The 18614-nt window shown below is 61.6% G+C and carries 17 protein-coding genes and 1 tRNA gene; 10 read left to right on the forward strand and 8 right to left on the reverse strand.

From position 1 onward, the window contains the following. Positions 1-79 precede the first annotated feature (79 nt). The 3 genes from M0D68_RS34585 to M0D68_RS34595 all read right to left on the reverse strand — a co-directional run bounded on the left by M0D68_RS34585 (position 80) and on the right by M0D68_RS34595 (position 2694). The gene (locus tag M0D68_RS34585; protein ID WP_200620032.1) at positions 80-1384 is read right to left on the reverse strand and encodes an HlyC/CorC family transporter; all 1305 of its coding nucleotides are present in this window, start codon (positions 1382-1384) and stop codon (positions 80-82) included. Between the two features lie 202 nt (positions 1385-1586). After that, positions 1587-1663: transfer RNA gene (locus M0D68_RS34590), tRNA-Pro, on the reverse strand. Positions 1664-1701: 38 nt separating this feature from the next. Beyond that, positions 1702-2694 carry a polyprenyl synthetase family protein gene (locus M0D68_RS34595; RefSeq protein ID WP_200620033.1) on the reverse strand — a complete coding sequence of 331 codons (993 nt, stop codon included), beginning with the start codon at positions 2692-2694 and terminating at the stop codon, positions 1702-1704. Between the two features lie 239 nt (positions 2695-2933). Between M0D68_RS34595 and rplU the strand changes: the two genes are divergently transcribed. The 4 genes from rplU (at position 2934) to proB (ending at position 6078) form a co-directional block, all read left to right on the forward strand. Beyond that, entirely contained in the window at positions 2934-3245 is a 312-nt protein-coding gene (gene rplU, locus M0D68_RS34600) for a 50S ribosomal protein L21 (RefSeq protein ID WP_007180329.1), read from the forward strand. Positions 3246-3270: 25 nt separating this feature from the next. Then, a complete protein-coding gene (gene rpmA / locus M0D68_RS34605; protein ID WP_007180330.1) occupies positions 3271-3534 on the forward strand; it encodes a 50S ribosomal protein L27 in 264 nt (87 codons plus the stop codon). Between the two features lie 230 nt (positions 3535-3764). Beyond that, positions 3765-4886 (forward strand): Obg family GTPase CgtA, encoded by a 1122-nt coding sequence (gene cgtA, locus M0D68_RS34610; RefSeq protein ID WP_054040755.1) that lies wholly within the window; start codon positions 3765-3767, stop codon positions 4884-4886. Between the two features lie 73 nt (positions 4887-4959). Continuing rightward, entirely contained in the window at positions 4960-6078 is a 1119-nt protein-coding gene (gene proB / locus M0D68_RS34615; RefSeq protein WP_093645233.1) for a glutamate 5-kinase, read from the forward strand. A 114-nt stretch (positions 6079-6192) separates the two neighbouring features. Here the strand turns inward: proB and M0D68_RS34620 are convergent, their stop codons facing one another. Together M0D68_RS34620 and M0D68_RS34625 are read right to left on the reverse strand one after the other, a co-directional pair. Then, positions 6193-6744 carry a CNP1-like family protein gene (locus tag M0D68_RS34620; RefSeq protein ID WP_093645231.1) on the reverse strand — a complete coding sequence of 184 codons (552 nt, stop codon included), beginning with the start codon at positions 6742-6744 and terminating at the stop codon, positions 6193-6195. A gap of 76 nt (positions 6745-6820) precedes the next feature. Next, complete coding sequence (locus M0D68_RS34625) at positions 6821-7564, reverse strand: RNA pyrophosphohydrolase (protein WP_093645229.1); 744 nt, start codon at positions 7562-7564, stop codon at positions 6821-6823. A 372-nt stretch (positions 7565-7936) separates the two neighbouring features. On the opposite strand from M0D68_RS34625, the gene M0D68_RS34630 reads away from it, so the two are divergent. Continuing rightward, positions 7937-9673 (forward strand): proline--tRNA ligase, encoded by a 1737-nt coding sequence (locus tag M0D68_RS34630; RefSeq protein WP_200620034.1) that lies wholly within the window; start codon positions 7937-7939, stop codon positions 9671-9673. 12 nt (positions 9674-9685) lie between these two features. Further along, positions 9686-10285 (forward strand): MarC family protein, encoded by a 600-nt coding sequence (locus M0D68_RS34635; protein WP_054040747.1) that lies wholly within the window; start codon positions 9686-9688, stop codon positions 10283-10285. Between the two features lie 138 nt (positions 10286-10423). On the opposite strand, the gene M0D68_RS34640 is transcribed toward M0D68_RS34635, so the two are convergent. Both M0D68_RS34640 and ffh read right to left on the reverse strand, forming a co-directional pair. Continuing rightward, positions 10424-10975, reverse strand: a complete 552-nt coding sequence (locus tag M0D68_RS34640; protein WP_200620035.1) for a hypoxanthine-guanine phosphoribosyltransferase — start codon at positions 10973-10975, stop codon at positions 10424-10426. Between the two features lie 143 nt (positions 10976-11118). Continuing rightward, positions 11119-12486, reverse strand: a complete 1368-nt coding sequence (ffh, locus tag M0D68_RS34645; protein ID WP_200620036.1) for a signal recognition particle protein — start codon at positions 12484-12486, stop codon at positions 11119-11121. 81 nt (positions 12487-12567) lie between these two features. Here ffh and M0D68_RS34650 point away from each other — a divergent pair, with 81 nt between their 5' ends. The 4 genes from M0D68_RS34650 (at position 12568) to M0D68_RS34665 (ending at position 17974) form a co-directional block, all read left to right on the forward strand. After that, positions 12568-13494, forward strand: a complete 927-nt coding sequence (locus M0D68_RS34650) for an inner membrane protein YpjD (RefSeq protein ID WP_200620037.1) — start codon at positions 12568-12570, stop codon at positions 13492-13494. A 10-nt stretch (positions 13495-13504) separates the two neighbouring features. After that, on the forward strand, positions 13505-13846 hold the full coding sequence (locus M0D68_RS34655; protein ID WP_200620038.1) for a PP0621 family protein: 342 nt from the start codon (positions 13505-13507) through the stop codon (positions 13844-13846). After that, positions 13843-14439, forward strand: coding sequence for a 1,6-anhydro-N-acetylmuramyl-L-alanine amidase AmpD (gene ampD, locus M0D68_RS34660; protein ID WP_200620039.1), 597 nt, complete (start codon positions 13843-13845; stop codon positions 14437-14439). Before M0D68_RS34655 ends, ampD begins: the two co-directional genes overlap by 4 nt. A gap of 529 nt (positions 14440-14968) precedes the next feature. Continuing rightward, complete coding sequence (locus tag M0D68_RS34665) at positions 14969-17974, forward strand: ribonucleoside-diphosphate reductase subunit alpha (protein WP_200620040.1); 3006 nt, start codon at positions 14969-14971, stop codon at positions 17972-17974. A gap of 88 nt (positions 17975-18062) precedes the next feature. Here the strand turns inward: M0D68_RS34665 and M0D68_RS34670 are convergent, their stop codons facing one another. Then, a complete protein-coding gene (locus tag M0D68_RS34670; RefSeq protein ID WP_143131828.1) occupies positions 18063-18266 on the reverse strand; it encodes a hypothetical protein in 204 nt (67 codons plus the stop codon). Positions 18267-18614: the final 348 nt, after the last annotated feature.

The raw sequence follows: 18614 nt of genomic DNA on the forward strand, positions 1-18614 counted from the left end.
GGCCGCAGGCACCACCATTCAGCCGATCGGCTAATGGCGCGTTTCGAGCCGATGTGCGACGCTGTGCGGTGTGCAGGCCTTAGCCGCGCGCCGCCTTGATGGCTTTCGCGCCCGCGCGAACGGGCGGTTTGAACAGCTTGACGGTGCGGATCGCCTGGTCGTCGCTGCGCATCACTTCGAGTTTCACCTCGCCGATCTGCACGCAGACGTCGCCGTCCGGAATCTCTTCGAGGATCTCGAGGATCAGGCCGTTGAGCGTTTTCGGTCCGTCGGTCGGCAGCGTGAGATGCAGCCAGCGGTTCAGTTCGCGCAGCGGCATACTGCCCGCCACGATACATTCGCCGTTCTCGTTCCAGCCGCCGCGTGAATTGGCACTACGCGGAATCGAGGTAGTGAATTCGCCGATCAACTCTTCGATGATGTCTTCCGGCGTGACCAGCCCTTGCAACTCGCCGTATTCGTTCACGACCAGCGCCGTGCGGTGACGGCTTTCCTGGAAGTACTGTAGTTGCTGGAATACCGGCGTGCCGCTCGGCACGAAATACGGCTCGGCCAGCAACTCGCGCAGTGTCTCGCGCTCGAGTTCCTGGTTGTGCAGCGCAGCCAGTGTCTTGCGCACGTGGAGCACGCCGAGCACCCGGTCGATGTCGCCTTGATAGACGATCAGCTTGTTGTGATAACAGGTTTCCAGCTGATGCAGGATCTGTTCGAACGGCGCGTCGAAGTCGAGCGCTTCGATGCGGCGGCGCGGGATCATCACGTCGTCGACGGAGATGTTCTCGAGGTCGAACAGGTTCAACAGAATGCTGCGGTGCTTGGTCGGCATGAAGCTGCCTGATTCGAGCACGATGGTGCGCAGCTCTTCGGTGGAAAGCCGCTGATCGTGCGCGCCTTTGGTATTGATATGCAGCACGCGCAAGATCGTGTTCGCGAACAGATTGACGAACCAGACGAGCGGCCTGCCGATGCGCATCATCGGTGCGATCAGCAGGCTGGCCGGCAGGGCGATCTTCTCGGGGAAGGTTGCGCCGACGATCTTCGGCGTAATTTCCGCGAACACGATAATCAGAAACGCGACGATGCCGGTCGCGATCGACAGCACTACGTTGTTACGGCCGAAGGTGTGCAGCGCGATCGAGGTGGTGAGCACCGGGATGATCGTGTTGAACAGATTGTTGCCGATCAAGACCACGCTCAACAGCTGATCGGTGTGCGCGAGCAGGCCTTGAGTGGTCTTTGCGCCGAGCGCATTCTGGTTGGCAAGGTGTTTCAGGCGATGGCGGTTGATCGCCATCATCGCCGTTTCGGAAATCGAAAAGAAGCTGGAGCAGATAAGCAGCAGAAAGACGGCGCCGATCTGCGCCCATAAGGGAAGTTGTTCCACGCGTAGTGAAGGATAGGGGACGGGATGGAGAGAATATAGCAGAGGGGGCTGGGCGAGCCGCCTCCGCGGAGGGTCTATGACGCTTTGGACAAATCGTACGTAGTGGCGAGGCGTCGGCGGGACACAGAAAATCGCGGCCCAAAACAAAAAACCGCCAAGCAAGCTGGGCGGTTTTTCAAGCCTTGAACTAACAAGGCAAATCTGGTCGGGGTGAGAGGATTCGAACCTCCGGCCTCTACGTCCCGAACGTAGCGCTCTACCAGGCTAAGCTACACCCCGATCTGTACTGCTGGACTCTTACGGTGTTTCAGTCTCGTTCAAGACTGTCTTGCCGTCGAGTAAGAACATAATTCTAGCAGGCTATCTTTGAAAATGGAATCCGGAAATGAAGAAATTGCTGTAGCTGCGGCCATCGCTTCCTGCTTCGCGCACTCGAGCGTGTGATCCAATGCGCCGGAACGCGTGATCGCCTCAAAAATGGTGTCGAAACGATCGGTGCCGCCTTGCTCGATGGCTTCCCGCGCGAGTGCCGACTGCTCGGGCGTGCCGCGTTCGATCAGATAAATCAGCGGAAGCGTGGGTTTGCCTTCGCGCAGATCGTCGCCGGCGTTCTTGCCCATCGATTCAGCCGTGCCGGTGTAGTCGAGCCAGTCGTCCATGATCTGGAACGCGGTGCCGATGCGGCGGCCGAATTCCGCGGCAGCGGCTTCCGTCTTCGCGTCCGACCCGGCCAGCACGGCGCCGAGTTGGGCCGCGGCTTCGAACAGTTTGGCCGTTTTGTAACGAATCACCTGCATGTAGCGCGCTTCGTCCACGTCGGCGTCGTGCATGTTCAGCAACTGCAGCACTTCGCCTTCGGAGATGATGTTGGTCGCCTCCGACAGGATTTCCATCACGCGCATCTTGCCCACGCCGACCATCATCTGGAACGAGCGGGAGTAGAGAAAATCGCCGACCAGCACGCTCGCAGCGTTGCCGAACAGCGCATTGGCGGTCTGGCGGCCGCGCCGCAGGTCGGATTCGTCGACCACGTCGTCGTGCAGCAGCGTCGCCGTGTGGATGAATTCCACCACCGCGGCGAGCTCGTGCCGATGACCGGTGGTTTCACCCAGCGCGCCCGCCACCAGCAGCAGGAGCGCGGGCCGCAGCCGCTTGCCCCCGGCACTGATGATGTACTCAGAGATCTGATTGATCAGCATCACGTCGGACGCCAGACGGTGCCGTATGACGCGATTGACCTGCTGCATGTCTTCGGCGATCGGAGCGAGCAGGCTGGCGGCGTTGGAGGAGGGGGTGGCAGTCGACGACATGATGGCTGAATTGGGTAGTGCCGCGAATTATAAGGCGAATCGCGACAGTTCCGGGTCGCAGGCTGCGGCACGGCGCGACGGAGGCAACGGCGAGGCCGTGTGCCGGGGCTGGACGGCAAAGCGCCGGGCGGTGCGCGCGGCGACTCTCAATGAGTTTTGACCGAGCAGCTAACTCTATGTATAATCACGGGTTTCCGCGCGCGGTGCGTGGGAAAAATGAACACAGAGTGAGGTTCTCAATGTACGCGGTCATAAAAACCGGTGGCAAGCAGTATAAAGTTGCCGTCGGCGAAAAACTTAAAGTAGAACAGATACCGGCAGACATTGACGCTGAAATCACGCTCGACCAGGTTCTCGCAGTGGGCGAAGGCGAATCGATTAAGTTCGGTACGCCGCTGGTCAGTGGGGCTTCCGTCAAGGCTACCGTCGTGTCGCAAGGTCGTCACGCAAAAGTGACCATCTTCAAGATGCGTCGCCGGAAGCACTACCAGAAGCATGGCGGCCACCGCCAGAACTATACCGAACTGCGCATCGACGCGATCAACGCGTAAGCGCAACGGTTAAGGAGCAAATCAAATGGCACACAAAAAGGCAGGCGGATCATCCCGCAACGGCCGCGACTCTGAATCGAAGCGTCTCGGCGTCAAGGTCTACGGCGGTCAGGCCATCAACGCTGGCGGCATCATCGTTCGCCAACGTGGCACGCGTATGCACCCGGGCGAAAACGTCGGTATCGGCAAGGATCACACCTTGTTCGCGCTGACGGACGGCCACGTCAATTTCTCGACGAAGGGCGCAGCGAAGAAGCACATGGTCAACGTCGTCCCGGCAGCAGTCTGAGTTTAATCAGGCACGGGCTTCAGGACCGGAAAAAGGCCCCGCGAAGTTCGCGGGGCTTTTTTTTATTGCAGCGCTTTTTGTCCGAAGAATTGGCGGATTGCATCGCCAAATCGGCGCGGTTAGCCGATCGGCTGATTGCCCACCGTACGGCGAGCGCGGCAAAATAGCAGCATCTGAAAGCATCAACCCAGCAGCACCATCTAGCAGCACACCACGGGACGGAGTTACGCATGAAGTTCATTGACGAAGCGAGGATTGAAGTCATCGCCGGCGACGGAGGGGATGGCAGCGCGTCGATGCGCCGCGAGAAATTCGTTCCGTTCGGCGGCCCGGATGGCGGCGACGGCGGCCGGGGCGGCAGCGTGATTGCGGTCGCGGACCGCAACATCAACACGCTGATCGACTACCGCTACGCGAAAAAACATTTGGCGCGCAACGGCGAAAACGGCCGCGGCGCGGACTGCTACGGCAAGGGCGGCGACGACATCACGCTGCGCATGCCGGTCGGCACGACTATTACCGATATGGAAACCGGCGAGCTGATCGCCGACTTGACCGAGCACAACCAGAGCGTGCAGATCGCGCAGGGCGGTGCGGGCGGTCTCGGTAACCTGCATTTCAAATCCAGTACGAACCGCGCGCCGCGTCAGAAAACCGACGGCAAGCCCGGCGAGCGTCGCATGGTGCGCCTCGAGTTGAAGGTGCTGGCCGACGTCGGTCTGCTCGGCATGCCGAACGCCGGCAAGTCGACCTTCATCTCATCGGTGTCAAACGCGCGGCCGAAGATTGCCGATTACCCGTTCACGACGCTCGCGCCGAATCTCGGCGTGGTGCGTGTCGGGCCGAGTCGCAGCTTCGTGATTGCAGACATTCCTGGCCTGATCGAAGGCGCGGCGGAAGGCGCAGGCCTCGGTCACCAGTTCTTGCGCCACCTGCAGCGCACCGGCTTGCTGTTGCATATCGTCGACCTCGCACCGTTCGACGAAGCCGTCGATCCCGTCGCGGAAGCCAAGGCGATCGTCAACGAGCTGCGCAAGTACGACGAGCTACTCTATGAGAAGCCCCGCTGGCTGGTGCTCAACAAGCTCGACATGGTGCCCGAAGACGAGCGCGAAGCGCGCGTATCGGCCTTCCTTGAAGGCTACGGTTGGGAAGGCCCGGTGTTCGAAATCTCGGCGCTGACCGGCCAGGGCTGCGAAAGTCTTTGCTACGCGGTGTATGACCACATCGCCGCGCATTCGGACGCGCAGCGCGCGGCGGAAGCCGAAGATCTCGCTGCCGACGTGCGTTTCCGCGCAAAGCCGGAAGCACCGGCCGCTGCGTCGGACGACTCGAGCGTCGACCCTCAGTAATAACAAGCCTGAGCGCCGGCGCCTGCACGGGCCGCCGGCATGCATCACGCGTCATCTTGGGAGACCGCGCACAATGCGTTCCGTCATCGCAGATTCACGGCGATTGGTAGTGAAAGTCGGCTCGAGCCTCGTTACGAATGACGGGCGCGGCCTCGATCATGCTGCGATCGGCCGCTGGGCCGCGCAGATTGCCGCACTGCGCGCGCAGGGCAAGGAAGTGGTGCTGGTCAGTTCGGGCGCCATTGCCGAAGGGATGCAGCGGCTCGGCTGGACCAAGCGGCCACGAGAAATCGACGAATTGCAGGCGGCCGCGGCTGTCGGTCAGATGGGGCTCGCGCAAGTCTACGAAAGCCGCTTTGCCGAGCATTCGATCCAGACCGCGCAGATTCTGCTGACCCACGCCGATCTGGCCGATCGCGAACGCTATCTGAACGCGCGTTCCACGTTGCTGACGCTGCTGCGTCTGGGCGTCGTGCCGATCATTAACGAGAACGACACGGTCGTCACCGACGAAATCAAGTTCGGCGACAACGACACGCTAGGCGCCCTGGTCGCCAATCTGATCGAAGGCGATGCGCTCATCATCCTCACCGATCAGCAGGGGCTTTTTACCGCCGACCCGCGCAAGGATCCAAACGCAACGCTCGTTCAGCAGGCCGATGCCGGTGCGCCGGAGCTCGAGGCAATGGCGGGCGGCGCGGGTTCGAGCCTGGGCCGCGGCGGCATGCTGACCAAGATTCTTGCCGCTAAACGCGCGGCGCATAGCGGCGCCAATACGGTGATCGCGAGCGGGCGTGAAGCAGACGTGTTGTCACGGCTGGCCTCGGGTGAGGCGATCGGCACGCAGTTGATCGCGCGCACGGCACGCATGGCAGCGCGCAAGCAATGGATGGCCGATCACCTGCAGGTGCGAGGCCACGTGGTGATCGACGACGGTGCAGTCGAAAAGCTGACTGAAGGCGGCAAGAGCTTGCTGCCGATCGGCATCGTTGGCGTGCAGGGCGCGTTTGCGCGCGGCGAAGTGATCGCTTGCCTGAGCGCGGCAGGGCGCGAAGTCGCGCGTGGCCTGACGAACTACAGCAGCGCGGAAACCAAGCTGATCCAGCGGCGTCCGAGCGGCGACATTGAATCGGTGCTCGGCTATATGCTGGAGCCTGAGGTGATTCACCGCGACAATCTTGTGCTGGTCTGACTCCCGAGCACGGTTCGCACGACAGAAAAAAAGCCGTTCCAGCGTGAGCTGGAACGGCTTTTTCACGTTCGCGGCGGCTTCCACTTTCGAAGAAGTCCGCTCGCGAAAACTGCTTTAGTGAACCAGTGAGGTCTGCGTGCGCTTGTAGCGGATGTTCTCGACAATCTGCTTGGCGTTGCCCGTGGGCATCTTGTTCGCGCAGAAATAATCCTGATACAGCACCGCCTGATAGGCGTTCAGCGCGCCATTCTCAATGCGCCTGAAGTCGTTGGCGACGGTCTGGTCCCAGCCGTCGTGATCGGCGTTCAGCCCCGCGTATTGGCGCCATTCATACGTATCGCAGCGGATCCCTTCGTAGTTCACATTGCGTGCGCCGCTCTGGCTCGTTACGACGACGGTGTAGCGCACTACGCCGTCGGTGCCGACGGTAAGCGAATTTCTATCGATCGCGAATTGCAGCGGCGTATTGCCCGAAACCTCGAAGGGCAGCAGATTCGAGTCTTGCGGCAGCGGCGGCAAGGCGTCCACCTTGTTTTCAACCCAGTTGCTCGGCCGGTCCAGCAGATAGGCAAACGCGCTGTCGTCTTTATTTGAGGGTTTGCTGGCGCAACCAGCCAGCAGGGCGCCAGTGGCGACGCACGCCACGACGAGAGCAAGTGCTTTCAATATGGTTTCCTCGAAACACTGGTGCGGCTCATCGAGCCGCACCAGTAGAGGCGGCGTGGACAGCCGCACAGAATTGTTAATTGCGCACGCCAGGGCGGAACAGCGAGCCAGCGGTTTCGCGCTCCGATTCGTCTTCGTGTTCCGGCGCGGAGCCAACTTCGGCAACCGACCCGGAGCCCGGACCGCAATCAGACGCGATCGTCGTGTGAATCGACGTTTCGATGGTGAGTGTGGTCACCGAGGCGGTGACCGTCATCATCGTCGAATCCGGCGGACTTTCCATTGACGACGCTATCCGGGGATAACGCGGCCCATGGTGCCCGCCAGGTTTTTCCGCACGCGGCGCAGCCCGGCGCATGAAACGGGATAGCTCCGTCAGCGCCAACTGATACACATCCCGCTTGAACTCGATCACACAGTCGAGCGGCACCCAGTACTCGTTCCAACGCCACGCATCGAACTCAGGGTGGTCGGTGGCGCGCAAGCAAATGTCGCAATCGCGTCCAACCATCCGGAGCAAAAACCAGATTTGTTTCTGGCCGCGGTAATGACCGCGTACTTCGCGCTTGATGAACTTGTCAGGCACCTCGTAACGCAACCAGTCGCGCGTGCGACCGATCACCTTGACGTGCTCAGGAAGCAGCCCGGTTTCTTCGTGTAACTCCCGATACATCGCTTGCACGGGGGTCTCTCCGTACTTGATGCCCCCTTGCGGAAACTGCCAGGAATGTTCACGGAGCCGTTTGCCCCAAAACACCTCGTTGTGCGCGTTCAAGAGGATGATGCCGACGTTCGGGCGAAAGCCTTCACGATCCAGCATACAACCACCTTCGAATCCTTTAAAATTGCTTTGATTATAAACAGATAACGGACCCGACGCACCGATTCGCACCAGATTGGAACGATTCGCCGCAAAAGGCCCGCGTTTGCGGTAGCCTGTCAGTCTTTCCGTGCCTTATCCCTTGCTGCAAAGGCTTTGCGCGGCGGCTTCGGCGCCGCGATCGGGCCGGTTTTGCCGGGGTTTTGCCTGGTATGCGCAGGCCGTTTGCCGGGTCTGAGCCGAATTCCTGGTCAGAGTTTGGCCGGATATGCGGCGCGTCCGTGCCGGCGCAAGGCCGGGTCTGTGTCGGTTTCCCCACCGTTTTCACCTTTCGGGCGGTCCCTCCGGAGCCGCCGCTTTTGGAAAATCTGAATGAAAGCTTCCCGTTTCTTTATCGGCACACTGAAAGAAGCGCCCGCCGACGCCGAGATCGTCAGCCACAAGCTCATGGTGCGCGCCGGCATGATCCGCCGCGTTGCCGGTGGCATCTATAACTACCTGCCGGTCGGCCTGCGCTCGATCCGCAAGGTGGAAGCCATCGTGCGCGAAGAAATGAACCGGGCAGGCGCGATCGAACTGTTGATGCCTTCGGTGCAGCCGGCTGAGCTGTGGCAGGAATCGGGCCGTTGGGAAAAATACGGCCCCGAGCTGCTGCGCTTCAAGGATCGCAAGCAATCCGATTTCGTGCTCGGACCGACCCACGAAGAAGTGGTCACGGATATCGCGCGCGGCCAGATCAAGAGCTACCGCCAGTTGCCGGTGAACTTCTATCAGGTCCAGACGAAGTTTCGCGACGAGATCCGTCCGCGTTTCGGCGTGATGCGTGGTCGCGAGTTCATCATGAAAGACGCGTACTCGTTCGACAAAGACGCGGAAGGCCTGCGCGAGTCGTATCGCAAGATGTACGACGCGTACGTGCGCATCTTTACGCGCCTCGGTCTGGATTTCCGCGCAGTGGCAGCGGACAACGGTTCGATCGGCGGCAGTGGTTCGCATGAATTCCACGTGATCGCCGACACCGGTGAAGACGCGATCGCGTATTGCCCGACCTCGGAGTTCGCTGCGAACGTTGAGGCGGCCGAAGCGTTGCCGTTGTACGCTGAACGCGCAGCGCCGACCGAAGAGATGAAGAAGACGGCAACGCCGGGCAAAGCAAAGTGCGAGGCCGTGGCCGAGCTGCTGAACATCCCGCTCGAGCGCACCATCAAGTCGATCATCCTCGCCACGGAAAACGAAGGCGCCGAACCGACCATCTGGTTGCTGATGCTGCGCGGCGATCACGAACTGAACGAGATCAAGGCAAGCAAGCTTCCGGGTCTGGCGGACTTCCGCATGGCGACCGAGGCCGAGATCATCGAGACCTTCGGCACGCCGCCGGGTTACCTCGGCCCGATCAACACGAAGAAGCCGATCAAGGTTATCGCGGATCGCACGGTCGCCAACATGAGCGACTTCGTGGTGGGTACGAACGAAGTGGATTACCACACCACCGGTGTCAACTGGGGCCGCGATCTGCCGGAGCCGGTCGTCGCTGATATCCGCAATGTGAAGAAGGGCGATCCGTCGCCGGACGGCAAGGGCGTGATCGACATCTGCCGTGGCATCGAAGTCGGTCACGTGTTCCAGCTCGGCAAGAAATACTCGGAAGCGATGAACGCCACCTGTCTCGACGAGAACGGCAAGCCGCAGCCGATGGAAATGGGCTGCTACGGCATCGGCATCACGCGTATTCTGGGCGCGGCGATCGAACAGAATTTCGACGACAAGGGCATCATCTGGCCGGAGTCGATCGCACCGTTCGAGGTCGTGCTGTGCCCGATGGGTTACGACCGCAGCGAAGCCGTGCGTGAGCAGGCCGACAAGCTGTACGCGGAACTGGTCGAAGCCGGTGTCGACGTGATCCTCGACGATCGCGGCGAACGTCCGGGCGTGATGTTCGCCGACTGGGAACTGATCGGCGTGCCGCATCGCCTGGTGATCGGCGATCGTGGTCTCAAGGACGGCAAGCTCGAGTATCAAGGCCGCCGCGACGCTGAAGCGACGCTGCTGCCGGTCGAAGACGCCGCTCAAACGGTGATCGGCAAGGTTCGCGCAGCATTGGCGCAATAAGCGGAGCGGACGGTGGAGTACACCTTCGTATCTGCGACCGTCCTGCTGATTCTGATCACTGATCCGTTAGGCAATATTCCGCTCTTTATCAGTTGCCTGCGCAGCGTTTCGCCGAAGCGGCGCACGATCGTCATCCTCCGTGAGGTGGCGATCGCCTTCGCGATCCTGCTGGTGTTCATGGTGGTCGGCGACCGCTTCCTGCGCATGATGAGTCTGACCGACCAGTCATTGCGCATCGGTGGCGGGATTGTGCTGTTTCTGATTGCGCTCAGGATGGTGTTTCCGCATCCTGACGGCCCGTTCGGCGGCGATACGCGCGGCGGCGAGCCACTCATTGTGCCGCTCGCCATTCCGGCGCTGGCGGGTCCGTCGGCTCTCGCGACGGTGATGCTGCTGACGTCGCAGGCGCCCGGCAAGATGTTCGAGTGGATCGGCGCGCTGACCGTCACGATGATCGTCTGCGCGATCGTGCTGATGCTGGCGGAGCGCATTCAGGCGTGGCTCGGTGAGCGCGCCATGATGGCCTTTGAACGGTTGATGGGATTGGTGCTGGTGGCGATCTCAGTCGAAATGATGCTCGGCGGTATTCGCTCTTTTGTGCATCAACTTTGAGCGAGATCCGGTGCGGGGTTCCGCACGGTAGCGCAGCAGTGCTATCGCCAGCCTGACAAACAAAAAGCGGCCCGCGGGCCGCTTTTTTTACGCCGGTGCGCGCCGTACGCGGGGCCGCCGGAACAACCAGGCTTTAAATTAAGCCCCTTCGGTCAACGCCCGAATAGTCGGCAGGTTGCGCCAGTAGCCTTTGGCGTCCATCCCGCAACCGAACACGTAGCGGTCCGGCACTTCGAAACCACAGTAATCCGGGCGCAGCGGCTTGGCCTTCGGAATGATCTTCTCGCACAGTACCGCGCTCAGGAAGCGCTTCGCGCCCATCGCGAGGATGCGGTCGCGGATCGCCGCCATCGTCTCGCCTTCGTCGAGGATGTCGTCGAGCACCAGCACGACGCGATCCTTCACCGACTCAGCCGGCGCCACGCGCCACTGCATCTCATTACCACCTTTGGTGGTGTTGCGATAACGGGTCAGGTGGATGTAGTCGAATTCGAGCGGGAAATCGAGGTGCGGCAGCAGCATGCCGGTGAACACCGCCGCGCCGCCCATCACCGACAGCACGAGCGGAAAGTCCTCGCTCATCTCGTTGCGGATGGCGGCAGCCATGCCGCTGATCGACGCGTTGACGTCGTTGGCCGAAACGATTTCTTCGGAGTGGCTAAAAATATGGAGAGCTTCTTCGCGGTTCATGACGTCTGACGGGCGGTAACTGTATACATAGTGTGGGTGAGAACGACGGCGTGCGGTACAGAATAAACCCGCACAAATTCCGAGTCAGCCGCGCGTGCCGTTGTTTATGCACGGAAGCACGCGCGCCGCCGTCTTGCTAAAGCTTAGCGCATGCCGGGCATCATGCCCTTCATGCCGCGCATCATCTTTTGCAGATTGCCGCCCTTCAGCTTTTTCATCATCGTGCGCATCTGGTCGTACTGATTCAGCATGCGATTGACTTCCTGCACCTGCACGCCTGCGCCGGCGGCAATGCGGCGCTTGCGGGTGGCCTTGATCAGATCGGGCTTGGCGCGCTCGAGCGGTGTCATCGAGTTGATGATGCCTTCCATGCGGCGCATCTGCTTTTCGGCCTGGCCCATGTCGGCGCCGGCGGCGGCTTGCTGGAACTGGGCCGGCAGTTTGTCCATCAGCGACGATAGGCCGCCCATGCCCTTCATCTGGGTCAATTGCGCGCGGAAATCGTTGAGGTCGAAGTCGCCGCCTTTCTTGACCTTGTCGGCGAGCTTCTGCGCGGCCTGAACGTCTACGCCGCGCTGCGCTTCTTCGACGAGGGCGAGAATGTCGCCCATGCCGAGAATCCGGTTCGCCATGCGATCCGGGTAGAAAATTTCGAGGCCATCGAGCTTTTCGGCGACGCCGACGAACTTGATCGGCTTGCCCGTCACGTGACGCACGGAGAGCGCCGCGCCACCACGTGAATCGCCGTCGAGCTTGGTGAGGACCACGCCGGTGAGCGGCAATGCGTCGCTAAAGGCCTTCGCGGTGTTGACCGCATCCTGGCCGAGCATCGCGTCCACGACGAACAGCGTTTCCGCCGGTTTCAGCGTGCTGTGCAGCGCGGCGATTTCGGCCATCATCGCATCGTCGATACCCAGACGGCCGGCCGTGTCGACCAGCAGCACGTCGTGGTAGTGGCGCTTGGCCCAATCCACGGCGGCGATCGCGATATCCACCGGCTTCTGATCCGGTTCCGACGGGAAGAAATCCGCGCCGACCTGCTCGGTCACCGTCTTCAACTGCGCAATAGCAGCCGGGCGGTAGACGTCGCACGAAACCGTGAGGACCTTCTTCTTGTACTTCTCGCGCAGGAGCTTGGCGAGCTTGCCGACCGTGGTCGTCTTACCGGCGCCTTGCAGACCCGCCATCAGGATGACAGCCGGCGGTGTGACGGCGAGATTCAGCTCGACGGCCTTGCCTTCATAGTCGCCGCCGATGATCGCGGTCAGCTCGCGCTGCACCACGCCGACCAGCGCCTGACCCGGCGACAGGCTGCTGAGCACTTCCTCGCCTAGCGCTTTTTCCTTCACCTTGGCGATGAACTCGCGCACGACGGGCAGCGCCACGTCCGCCTCGAGAAGCGCGAGGCGCACTTCGCGCAGCATTTCCTGGGTGTTCGCCTCGGTGAGCCGGGCTTCGCCGCGCAGCGTCTTGACGACGCGCGCCATCCGTTGAGTCAGATTGTCGAGCATGGGGAGCGATGAACTGTGCGGCCGGAGCGGGGCGCGAAGCGGGAGACGTCGCGGAGCAGGGGCCTAGTGTAAACTTCGAATATGGATATTGTACTGTATGCCCTCACTGCGCTCCTCTACGGCGGTCTCGCCGTGGCCGGCTGGCGCTCGCACCGGCACGCCGCCTTGCGCCCCATGCTCGAGAGCGTGCCGCCGGTGCCCGGTTCCGCGGGCATCCCGGCCTCATCGGCCGCTTCGGGCATGAGCAGCTCGGGCCGCGCGCTGCTGTTTGTCGCGCTGCTGGCCCACGGCGTGCTGCTGCACACCACCATCTTTCCCCAGAACGCGATGGTGTTCGGTTTCGCGTTCGCGCTGTCGGCGATGTTCTGGCTCGGCGCCGGCATCTACTGGATCGAGAGCTTTTTCTTTCCGCTCGACGGCTTGCGCCTGCTGGTGTTGCCGCTCGCCTGCGTCGCTTCTTTGTTGCCGCTGGCGTTCAATGGCGTGCGCGTGCTGCCGTATTCAGCCGCGCCGATGTTCAAGCTGCATTTCCTGATCGCCAATATCGCGTACGGTCTGTTCGCGATCGCGGCGCTGCACGCGGTTCTGATGCTGCTGGTCGAGCGGCGTCTGCATGCCATGCGCGGGGGCATGTCGCAACGCAATGCGGCTGCGGCGGGCAACGGCTGGCTGTCGAGCTGGCTCGACACCTTGCCGCCGCTGCTGACACTTGAAAAGCTGCTGTTCCGTTTGATCGGCGCCGGCTTCGTGCTGCTCACGCTGACCCTGGTCTCGGGCATCCTGTTTAGCGAGCAACTGGTGGACCGCGCCTTGCGGCTCGATCACAAGACCGTGTTCGCGATTCTTTCCTGGGTGATGTTCGGCGCGCTGCTGACTGCGCGCAAGGTTTCCGGCTGGCGCGGCCGTGCGGCATTGCGCTGGGTGCTGGCGTCGTTCGTCGCGCTGTTGCTGGCGTACGTCGGCAGCCGTTTCGTATTCGAGGTGCTGTTGCACCGTGCTGTAGTGTGAGTGTCCTGCTATGCGACAAATTTTTCTGCTGATCCTGTTGTTCATCGTTGGCCAGTGGCTGGTCAAGGCGCTGCGTCGTCACGACGCGCAAGCGTCGCAACGCACCGGCGCCGATGCGAATGGCGCCGCGGGCGCCGGCGGTGCACGAGGCCAGAGCGCTCCGAATGGCGGCGCGCGTGGGCCTAATGCGCCGCAAGCGCGACCCCAGCTCGCCGAGCCGATGATCCGTTGCGCCGAGTGCGGCGTGCACGCGCCGAAGAGCGACTCCGTGGTGGTGGCGGGGCAGCCTTTCTGCAGCGCCGCGCACGCGCAGCGTCATGGCGCGCGTCCCTCGGGCCGCGACGCTCGATGAGTGTCGAGTTCACCGTCGACGCCGACGGTTGGGTCGCCGCCGCACGCAAGCTGCCATCGCCGAATTTTGAAGCGCGACCCGAAGGGGCCGTGCCGACGCTGATCGTCGTCCACAACATCAGCTTGCCGCCCAATGAGTTCGGCGGCACCGCGATCGCCGAACTGTTCCTGAATACCCTCGACTGCGACGCGCACCCGTACTACGACACGCATCTGCGCGGCGTGCGGGTGTCGGCGCATTTCGTGATTCATCGCGACGGCGCGCTCGAGCAATTCGTGTCCTGCAACGAGCGGGCATGGCACGCCGGGCCGTCGAATTTTTTCGGCCGCGAGCGCTGCAACGATTTCTCGATCGGCATCGAGCTGGAGGGCAGTGATACGACTGCTTTCGAAGCGGCGCAATACCGCACGCTCGGCGCACTTGTGACGGCGCTCAAGGCCCGCTATCCGGTCGAGGGCCTCGCCGGTCACTCGGACATCGCCCCCGATCGCAAGACCGATCCAGGGCCGCATTTCGAGTGGCAGCGTCTGCAGCGCGATACCGCGTTGGCGGATCGGTACTTCCCCTATCTCAAGTTTTCCAAAACGCTGTAACGACCCTTCGCGCAACCTCGCGTGATGCGAGGAGAGCAAGGCACAGCCTTGTTCTCCGGGGAGTCGGCTTCGCGTCGCGCTATGCAAAAGTCAAGCCTTTGAAAGCAAATAAAACGATTTGACCTGTCTTGAAACTACACTATACTTGGTGCCAGAAATTCAGTTTCGCACTATATCTTGTGTCCGGTGTGTATAACTCTGTGCATAACTGAGTGCATAAGTTTGCGGCGCCCCGCTTCCCGAGCACGGCGCCGCAAGCATTCCGGGCAGCGATAAATATTCCTGCGGCGTGGCCGGTCGAGAGAAGCGGCAGCGTCCAGAAACATTCAGGAAAAGGGCATAGCAAGTGATCGCGACACACATGATGAAGACCGTTTTCAATTCGAACCAGGCTTCATCGCTGTCGCATCCCGCCACCCGGCTCAGCCGGCCTTTTTTCTGCACCCCATCGCTTGCGCACGCGGCGGCGCAGCGTTCGTTTTAATCCGCGGTTATCTCCGCAACATTTCCAAGACCAGGAGCTTTGCACATGCAAACCACCGACAACGCGACGACCCGGTACGAGGGTTCACCGGCTGGCCAGGCCTTTGGCCAGACACAAGGCGCCCAGGCGCTCGCGCCGCAAGTGACCTACGCCGACTACAAGGTGATCCGTCGTAACGGCAGCGTGGTGTCGTTCGAGCCGTCGAAAATCGCCATCGCCGTGACGAAGGCATTTCTGGCCGTCAACGGTGGTCAAGGCGCGGCGTCGGCTCGCGTGCGCGAACTGGTCGAGCAACTTACGCAGAACGTGGTGCGCGCACTTGTGCGCAGCCGTCCGAACGGCGGCACGTTCCATATTGAAGACATCCAGGATCAGGTCGAGCTCGCGCTGATGCGCGGCGGCGAACATAACGTCGCGCGTGCATACGTGCTGTATCGCGAGAAGCGCACCCAGGCGCGCGGTCATGACGACCAGATCGTCGCCAGCACGCCGGGTCTGAACGTCACCGACAACGGCGTGACGCGTCCGCTCGACATGGCTGCGCTGCGCGGCATCATCGAACTGGCGTGCTCGAACCTGGGCGACGCCGTGAGCGCCGATCCGATCATCGCGGAAACGGTCAAGAATCTGTACGACGGCGTGCCGATGAGCCAGGTCTATGATTCGGCGATCCTGGCTGCCCGCACGATGATCGAAAAAGACCCGGCTTATAGCCAGGTCACGGCCCGCATCCTGCTGCACACGATCCGCCGCGAAATCCTCGAAGAGGAAGTCACGCAAACGGAAATGGGCGAGCGCTACGCCGAGTACTTCCCGCAATTCATCAAGCGCGGCGTGCAAGCCGAACTGCTCGACGACAAACTCCTGCAGTTCGACCTGAAGCGCCTCGGCGCCGCACTCGACAACAACCGCGACCTGCAGTTCGGCTACCTCGGCCTGCAAACGCTGTACGACCGCTACTTCCTGCATCACGACGGCGTGCGCATCGAAATGCCCCAGGCATTCTTTATGCGTGTCGCGATGGGTCTGTCGCTGAACGAGATCGACCGCGAAGCGCGCGCGATCGAGTTTTACAACGTGCTGTCGAGCTTCGACTTCATGTCGTCCACGCCGACGCTGTTCAACTCGGGTACCCGCCGCTCGCAACTGTCGTCGTGCTACCTGACCACGGTCGACGACGACCTCGACGGTATCTACGAAGCGCTGAAGGAAAACGCGCTGCTGTCGAAATTCGCCGGCGGTTTGGGCAACGACTGGACGCGTGTGCGTGCTCTGGGTTCGCACATCAAGGGCACCAATGGCAAGTCGCAAGGCGTCGTGCCGTTCCTGAAGGTCGTCAACGACACGGCTGTCGCCGTGAACCAGGGCGGCAAGCGCAAGGGCGCGGTCTGCGCGTACCTGGAAACGTGGCACCTGGACATCGAAGAATTCCTCGAGCTGCGTAAGAACACCGGCGACGACCGTCGCCGCACCCACGACATGAACACGGCGAACTGGATTCCCGACCTGTTCATGAAGCGCGTGCACGAAGGCGGCGACTGGACGCTGTTCTCGCCGTCCACCTGCCCGGATCTGCACGACAAGTTCGGCGCGGAATTCGAAACGGCTTACACGGCTTACGAAGACAAGGTCGCGCGCGGCGAGATCAAGCTGTTCAAGAAGATTCCGGCGGCGCAACTGTGGCGCAAGATGCTGGGCATGCTGTTCGAAACCGGCCACCCGTGGATCACGTTCAAGGATCCGTGCAATGTGCGTTCGCCGCAACAGCACGTCGGTGTCGTCCACTCGTCGAACCTGTGCACGGAAATCACGCTGAACACCAGTGACGCCGAAATCGCCGTCTGTAACCTGGGCTCCGTGAACCTCGTCGCTCACTTGAAGGAACAGGCGGACGGCACTCTGGCGCTCGACCACGACAAGCTCAAGCGCACCGTCAGCGTCGCGATGCGCATGCTCGACAACGTGATCGACATTAATTACTACGCAGTCGCCAAGGCACGTAACTCGAACCTGAAGCACCGTCCGGTCGGCATGGGCATCATGGGCTTCCAGGACTGCCTGCACCTGCTGCGCACGCCGTATGCGTCGCAAGAGGCGGTTGCGTTCGCCGATACGTCGATGGAAGCGGTCTGCTACTACGCCTACTACGCGTCGACGGAGCTGGCGCAGGAGCGCGGCCGTTACTCCAGCTACCGCGGCTCGCTGTGGGATCGCGGCATTCTCCCGCAAGACTCGGTGAAGCTGCTGGCCGAAGCGCGTGGCGGTTACGTTGAAGTCGATTCGAGCGAATCGATGGACTGGACCGAACTGCGTTCGCGTATCGCCACCTACGGCATGCGCAACTCGAACTGCGTCGCTATCGCACCGACGGCGACCATCTCGAACATCATCGGCGTGTCGGCCTGTATCGAACCGACGTACCAGAACCTGTATGTGAAGTCGAATCTGTCGGGCGAATTCACGGTGGTCAACGACTACCTGGTGCGCGACCTGAAGGAACGCGGTCTGTGGGACGAAGTCATGGTCGCCGACCTGAAGTACTTCGACGGCACGCTCTCGCGCATCGACCGCATCCCGGCCGACCTGCGCGCGATCTACGCGACCGCGTTCGAACTCGATCCGGTGTGGCTGGTCGAGGCGGCTTCGCGTCGTCAGAAGTGGATTGACCAGGCGCAGTCGCTGAACATTTACATGGGCGGCGCGTCGGGTAAGAAGCTCGACGAGATCTACAAGCTTGCTTGGGTGCGCGGTCTGAAGACGACCTACTACCTCCGCACGATGGCGGCGACGCACGTCGAGAAGTCGACGGTGGCGCACGGCGCACTGAACGCGGTGAGCTCGGGTGGCGGCGAAGGATCGGGCGGTTCGGGTGGTGTCGGCGGCGGCGCGGCAGGCGGCTTCGGCGTGAGCGGTGGTGCAGCTTCGGGCGGCATCCAGGTCGCGGCGGCAGCGCCGGCAGTTGCAGTCGAAGCAGCCCCGGAAGCAGATGGTCCGGTGTGCATGATGCGTCCGGGCGATCCTGGTTTCGACGAGTGCGAAGCTTGCCAGTAAGAAGTCTGGCGATCGCGACTAAGCACGAAGCAGGCGGCAGGATCGCCGCTTGCTAAGCGGGTTGTAGGTAAAGACCCGAATGCAGCGATCAGCAAGCTTGATAGAAGTGATGCATAAGCGAAGTAGACGAGCGGCGCAGCGAAACGAAATCGACGTTGCGCCGCTCGTCGAAAAGCAGCGAAGCACGGCAAGCAACTGAAGTCGTGAAGCGGCAGGCAAACAGCAGGCAAGCGGTAAGCAAGTAGTAGATGACGCAGTCAGCAGTCGGCAGCACCGACGAAGCGCTCGACATGAAGCGCTCAGCAAACGCTCCGGTCGAAGGTCTATCGACACAACCGGTCAGATGCATCGCTCGACATTGCATTGAACTCCGCCTCGCCAGCACTGACGAACAGGCAAGCACGGGACAGCCGGAACGTCAGCACGAGGCAGCAGGAAGCAATCGCAAAACGCTGCAAGCACGCTCCGCAATACAGATAGATAGAGCAGCGAAACGTCGCTTTGACACGTTGCTCTTCGAGCTCGCGAAGCACCTCGACGACACGCGTTCAACACGCTTCACATGAGGCGACACACACAGTCTGTTGAACAAAGTGTTGTATGAACGTAGCAACGCGAATCGAAAACAGGATTTTTCATC

Source organism: Paraburkholderia sp. SEWSISQ10-3 4, assembly GCF_030464785.1.
Lineage (GTDB): Bacteria > Pseudomonadota > Gammaproteobacteria > Burkholderiales > Burkholderiaceae > Paraburkholderia > Paraburkholderia aspalathi.

Coding starts and splice junctions, on each gene's coding strand:
- M0D68_RS34595 (WP_200620033.1), bottom strand. CDS start 2,694: ATGTCGTCGACTGCCACCCCCTCCTCCAACGCCGCCAGCCTGCTCGCT.
- rplU (WP_007180329.1), top strand. CDS start 2,934: ATGTACGCGGTCATAAAAACCGGTGGCAAGCAGTATAAAGTTGCCGTC.
- rpmA (WP_007180330.1), top strand. CDS start 3,271: ATGGCACACAAAAAGGCAGGCGGATCATCCCGCAACGGCCGCGACTCT.
- cgtA (WP_054040755.1), top strand. CDS start 3,765: ATGAAGTTCATTGACGAAGCGAGGATTGAAGTCATCGCCGGCGACGGA.
- proB (WP_093645233.1), top strand. CDS start 4,960: ATGCGTTCCGTCATCGCAGATTCACGGCGATTGGTAGTGAAAGTCGGC.
- M0D68_RS34625 (WP_093645229.1), bottom strand. CDS start 7,564: ATGCTGGATCGTGAAGGCTTTCGCCCGAACGTCGGCATCATCCTCTTG.
- M0D68_RS34630 (WP_200620034.1), top strand. CDS start 7,937: ATGAAAGCTTCCCGTTTCTTTATCGGCACACTGAAAGAAGCGCCCGCC.
- M0D68_RS34640 (WP_200620035.1), bottom strand. CDS start 10,975: ATGAACCGCGAAGAAGCTCTCCATATTTTTAGCCACTCCGAAGAAATC.
- ffh (WP_200620036.1), bottom strand. CDS start 12,486: ATGCTCGACAATCTGACTCAACGGATGGCGCGCGTCGTCAAGACGCTG.
- M0D68_RS34650 (WP_200620037.1), top strand. CDS start 12,568: ATGGATATTGTACTGTATGCCCTCACTGCGCTCCTCTACGGCGGTCTC.
- M0D68_RS34655 (WP_200620038.1), top strand. CDS start 13,505: ATGCGACAAATTTTTCTGCTGATCCTGTTGTTCATCGTTGGCCAGTGG.
- ampD (WP_200620039.1), top strand. CDS start 13,843: ATGAGTGTCGAGTTCACCGTCGACGCCGACGGTTGGGTCGCCGCCGCA.
- M0D68_RS34665 (WP_200620040.1), top strand. CDS start 14,969: ATGCAAACCACCGACAACGCGACGACCCGGTACGAGGGTTCACCGGCT.
- M0D68_RS34670 (WP_143131828.1), bottom strand. CDS start 18,266: ATGTCGAGCGCTTCGTCGGTGCTGCCGACTGCTGACTGCGTCATCTAC.